The 5,793-nt window shown below is 45.0% G+C and carries 3 protein-coding genes; 2 read left to right on the top strand and 1 reads right to left on the bottom strand.

Features of this window, described 5'->3' with window-relative positions; translation table 11 throughout:
• Nucleotides 1-486: 486 nt before the first annotated feature.
• The gene (locus ACG0Z5_RS23620; protein ID WP_394451577.1) at nt 487-1,353 is read right to left on the bottom strand and encodes a DUF4225 domain-containing protein; all 867 of its coding nucleotides are present in this window, start codon (nt 1,351-1,353) and stop codon (nt 487-489) included.
• Between the two features lie 307 nt (nt 1,354-1,660).
• On the opposite strand from ACG0Z5_RS23620, the gene ACG0Z5_RS23615 reads away from it, so the two are divergent.
• On the top strand, nt 1,661-2,983 hold the full coding sequence (locus ACG0Z5_RS23615) for an IS4 family transposase (RefSeq protein ID WP_394451575.1): 1,323 nt from the start codon (nt 1,661-1,663) through the stop codon (nt 2,981-2,983).
• 1,107 nt (nt 2,984-4,090) lie between these two features.
• The gene (locus ACG0Z5_RS23610) at nt 4,091-5,449 is read left to right on the top strand and encodes an Ig-like domain-containing protein (RefSeq protein ID WP_394451573.1); all 1,359 of its coding nucleotides are present in this window, start codon (nt 4,091-4,093) and stop codon (nt 5,447-5,449) included.
• Nucleotides 5,450-5,793: the final 344 nt, after the last annotated feature.

The following is a 5,793-nucleotide window of genomic DNA, read 5'->3' as shown; positions in this document are numbered from 1 at the left end:
TGGTTATTACAGCCAGCTCAGACCCCACCAATATAACGGTGGCTTAACACCCAATGAATCAGAGCGATTGTTCTGGAAAAACTCTAAAACTGTGGCCAGTTTTTGTTGACCACTTCAGAGTAGTGTGATGATGAGAACTTTCTACCCAATAAATAACAGGTAGAGCGTTAAGATGGAGAGTAGTGAATATATAACTCACTTCCTACCTTTCCCGTGAGCCAACATACTGACAACAATACAAAAGAAGGCATATATTAGCGGGCCATAATACATAAAATCATCTTCTTCTGAAATGGGTATTCCTAAAATAGGGATCACATGAACTCGCAAAACTATCATATGAAAAAGTACAAACAAGAAGGAAATCACAACTCCAAAAAAAATATGCAAAGGGTAATAAGACGATGTCAATCGTCTATTTGTAAGATATAAAACAACAAGACCAATGATAGAAAAGAACGAATATATATAACTCACAACTTGCTCCTAGTAAGACATGTATTGACCTGCAATGGTGTTTGCACTGCCCAGGAATTCGAAATACAGTTCATTTCTTGACATTAATTTAACACCCATCTCTTTCAATCCCCAGAGCAGATCAGTGTCAATATAGCGATAAAGCCTCATTGCATCTTCTTCTAATCGTAGGCCAAGCAACCCATTGATTGACAAACTCAAGTCAACGAATGTATAAATAACATCAGCATCCTTTGCATTTATGCCTAACAAAGCCCCAACACCTTCATAAATAAATTTAAGTGGGCCAGTATAACTTTCCCGATAAAGAAGGAAGTATCCATTCTCAACGATATTATTTATACCATGAGCAATGAGCAATCCACCAAAAGGTGCACCAGCACCGCTACTGGCAACACCTACCCCCGTTACAAACTGTATCCCGCCACTAACAAAACCTACACCGGCAACAATTAAGTCAACATCAATAGTATCTTTGCCATTTTTTCCTTTAGAGACTTTTTTTACTACAGATTTAACTACTATCGCTTGCCGATACTGTTTTCTTGTTAAGACTTCATCCTGCTTTCTTAGGTTTTCGATTTCCTGGTCTAATAATCTCATTGCTTGATCTTGGGTTATTTCATTCGTATTAATTTTAGATGTAATATCATTGGAGTAGGAAACAACCTCACTAATAAACTTATCCTTTGCCAAACTCCACTTCATATACTTACTGGCAACGCTGTTCATTACCTGCATAAGCTCATTCTGCTTATAACTGATAATAACGCCATTGACTCTTTGCTCTCCTCGCTCCCTATCCTCCCGATTTATATACGGGTCACGTTTAATTCCATCCAATTCGTCATACATTTCCTGCATCAATCTATTCATGATAAAACCGCTCTTTAATCTATCGTTTATCACAAAACCGTTTGGTTTATATAATTGATAAGCATACCTTACGCAAGATATTTCGATTAACCGGCTGGCCTGCCTTCAGGATTAAATATAACCCTCAGTTTGTAATGAAGACATTACTAACATCACGGTGTATTAATCAACGGGGGATCACCAAATTTAGCGCTAAAATCATCTAAAAAAGCCATTCATCGTGAGTAATGCCGATCGTTTAAGGATCGGTTGAACGATCCGGTGGCTGGTGTAAAAAGGGTTCATGTTCATCATGGACCCTTTTTAAATGGAACTTTCACAAGCCCTCGGCATTATCAATGTTACCTCACCAGAGCACGCCCGAAGCCTTTCTGACCTCATTCCTGCTGACCTTATCCAGAAAGCTCTGACGCTGACTGACACCGTCACGCTGCGCAAACGTAAACTCCCTCTTGAATCTATGATTTGGCTTGTTGTGGGCATGTCCATCTTCTGCAATCGCCCCATGACCGAAATCGTCAATCTGATGGATATCACCGATCGTACCGGCGCACCTTTCACTGCCCGCAGCTCAGTTATCCAGAGACGAAAAACGCTCGGGGAGGATGCTGTCCGGGCGCTGTTCGACATCACACAGCAGCACTGGAACCAGCAGGCATCACACCCACAGTGGCACGGCCTGAATCTGTTTGCCGTGGATGGCGTGGTCTGGCGTACAGCCGATACCCCGGAAAACAGTGCCGTCTTCAGTAAACACAGCAGCCAGTATGGCGAGGATGGCTATCCACAGGTCCGGATGGTCTGTCTGATGGAACTGAGCAGCCATCTGATAAACGCCAGCGCTTTTGACAGCGAGAGCGTCAGCGAAATGCGGCTGGCCGCCCGGCTGACAGAGAAAACGCCGGACAACAGTATCACCCTGTTCGATAAAGGATTTTACTCACTGGGCCTCCTGCATCACTGGCAGACATCCGGAGAGAAACGGCACTGGCTGTTACCGCTGAAAAAGAATACCCGGTATGAGGTGGTGCGTAAGCTGGGGCAGGGTGACGAGCTGGTTCAGTTGAAAACGAGCCCGCAGGCGCGGAAGCAATGGCCGGCGCTGCCGGCAGAAATAACGGCGAGACTGCTGACCCGGAATGTGGACGGAAAAGAACGGCAGGTACTGACCTCGCTGACATACCCTAACCGTTATCCGGGTAACAGTATCAGTGAGTTATACAGACATCGATGGGAAATAGAGCTGGGTTACCGGGAAGCGAAACAGGGCCTGCTGGACAGCCGGTGGACGCTGCGCAGCAGGCTGCCGGAGCTGGTAAGGCAGGAGTTGTGGGGAGTGCTGCTGACCTACAACCTGGTGAGATACCAGATGGTAAGGATGGCGTTCGAACTGAAAGGCGACTATCTGCCGTATCAGCTGAGCTTCAGTGGCGCAATAAGTGAAATAACACGGCTGCTGATAACGTTGCCGTGGGCTTCACCGGGTAAGATGCCAGGGGAGCTAAGAACGTTGTATGAGAAGGCGAAATGGCTGGTTTTACCGGGGAGAAGAGAGCGAAGTTACCCCAGAGAACTGAGGGTAAAAATCAGAAAATACGCCGACAAAAAAACTGCTGGTCACCTTAAGTGACCAGCATTACTCACGATGAGTGGCTTTTTTAGATGATTTTAGCGCTAAATTTGGTGACCCCCCGTTGATTAATACACCGTGATGTTAGTAATGTCTTCATTACAAACTGAGGGTTATATTTAATTCTGAAAGCAGGTCAGCCGGTTAATCGAAATATCTTACGTAAGGTATGCTTATCAATTATATAAACCAAACGGTTTTGTTAGTGGCGGGATACCGTTTGTAACGGGAGTAGGTATTGCCAGTAGCGGGTCAATACATGTCTTACCAGGAGCAAGTTGTGAGTTATATATTCACTATTCTCCATCTTAACGCTTTACCCGCTATTTATCTGGGCAGATAGTTCTCATCATCACACTACCCTTACACTCGTTTTGGTGCAGTTGCCGTAATTGACCTGCTCCAATGTTAAACATAGTGTTCATGGAGTCATTAGTTTATGGTATAGAACTGCAGAGCCACACGTCAATTATTTTTAAGGGTTCAGGATGGAGTTGTCTGGGAGGGTTCGTAAGATACAAATCCATCTTGCGGCAACCAGAAACAAATAGATAGTTTTAAATATCTATCTGAATAAAAGTAAAAATATCCCCGGTCTATCATCGCGAATGAAGATGGCTCATATTTACCGTCAGGTATGGAAGTGATTCTCTGATAATTAAAAAAATAATCTGTGACATTTAATGATTATATAAGGTAGGTTGCTGCTTTCAGAGGGAAGCATCCGATATGGGGGGTATAAGCGCCAATTTTCAGTCGGTATCGTCATCAAATCACGCACTGATCCCAGTAATAGGGAGGTGTTCGTGCTATACGCAAACGATTCTCGCTATTATTCAGAAAACGTCGTGATATTAAATAAAATTACACCTCCGTTGATTTGTATTGGTCGTGACAAAGTCGCATGTGCGCTGTATTAAATGCCGCGATTTTATTTTTCTGGCTACTGATTTTTATTTTTAAGACTTTCCCATCAAAGAATACTCGACCTACACTGCGAGAACTGATAATGAATATTGTTATTCATTATCAGTTCTCGCAGTGTCGGAGATATAATTTATTTCTGATTCTGAACCTACAGAATATAACTATGGAGAAATGGACACCATGTCTGATTCTGATAATAAAGAAAAAAGCATAAACACCAGTGACTTTATGGTGAACGCTGCCGTATCTGATACCACAACACCAGCGGTGCCAACCTTTGGCATTTTTGATAATTTATCGCTGAATGGAGAAAGAGGTCACTATCTTAATCCCGGTGACGCTACTGATGATTCTACGCCCATGCTTTTGGGTTCTAATGCCGAAGCTGGCAGTATCGTAAAGATTTTCGACAATCATGTTCTGATTGGGTCAGTCACAGCAAGCAGCGCGGGCGGTTGGGTTTTCGAAATGCCTGACAGCAGCGATGGGCTGCACAGCATTAGCGTAACGGCAACGAATGCTGCGGGCAACACCAGTGATGAGTCCAATGGTTTTGTGTTGAACATTGAAGCAACGCCTGCTGCACCGGTTATTGAAAATGTTTATGACAATGTGGGTGAAGATCAAGGCTATGGCATGTCGGGCGTAAGCACCGAGGACACCATGCCAAAACTGAGCGGCAGCGCTGATGCGGGCTCTATCGTCAAGATTCTCGACAACGGTGTTCTGATTGGGTCCGCAACCGCTAACAGCGACGGAAATTGGAGTTTCATTCCGCCGGTACAAGACGAAGGTGAGCACATCTTCACAGCGACTGCAACGAATGTTATCGGCAAAACCAGCGGTGAATCCGTTGATTTTGTGGTGAACATTGATTTCTCCAATGACAGCACACCACCGACAGAGCCAACCTTCAGCATTTTCGACAATTTAGGCCTGAACGGAGAACATGGTCACTATTTGAATTCCGGTGACGTTACTGATGACTCCACCCCTTTCCTTCTGGGTTCTGACGCCGAAGCTGGCAGCATTGTGATGATTTACGACAATGATGTATTGATTGGTTCAACCCTGGCAAGCGATGGAGGATTCTGGGCTTTCGAAACATCTGAACGCAGCGATGGACTGCACAATTTTAGCGTAGCAGCAACAGATGCAGCCGGAAATATCAGCACCGAGGCCGGTGATTTTGTGGTGAACATTGCCGGACCTGCCACTCTTGCGCAGGTGAATGATACGAATAACTTACTTGCAACAGATATCTCCGATCACAGCCAGAATACCCTTCAGCTCACGCTGAACGATATCATCAATGATGCTCATGACAACCTGTTTATGCAGGATGGCCACAAGCAACTTGCGGTGACCGGTGATGCCGGCGATGTAGTTGAACTGAAAGTTGAAGACCTTGCGCATAACACCTGGCAGGACGCCGGTCAGGTTACGGCGGGTGGTGTTCACTATGAGGTTTATCAGCATGCCGACAGTAACGTTGAACTGCTGGTACAACAGGGCCTGGAGCTGCATCAAGTTTCATAATCTGTAGCAACATTTAGACCCTTACAAATCCCCGGATATAACCGGGGATTTCAGTATAAGTGCTCCGGCAATTCTGAAGATGCCCCTCTTTGAAAGAGGTCAGCAGGATGGCAAAACATGACCGGTTTCCCCCTGAAGTTCATCAGCGCGCAATTCGTTTAGTCCTGGATAATCAGAACACCGATAACTCACATGGGCCGCTATTGGCTCCATTGTCCCCATAGGGATTTTCTGTACGGGCTGATGGCAAAAAGGTAATCCCCCCATTTTTAACGGAGGTGATAAGTAGAATCAGTTCATGCGCTGAATATGCTGCATCGGCGTGAAGCCATTCAGTGCCATAT

Origin of the sequence: Scandinavium sp. M-37 (genome assembly GCF_043558715.1) — a bacterium.
Taxonomy (GTDB): Bacteria; Pseudomonadota; Gammaproteobacteria; order Enterobacterales; family Enterobacteriaceae; genus Scandinavium; species Scandinavium vulneris_A.
The sequence above is the reverse complement of the archived record's forward strand: the minus strand, read 5'-3'. Positions and strand labels throughout refer to the sequence as shown.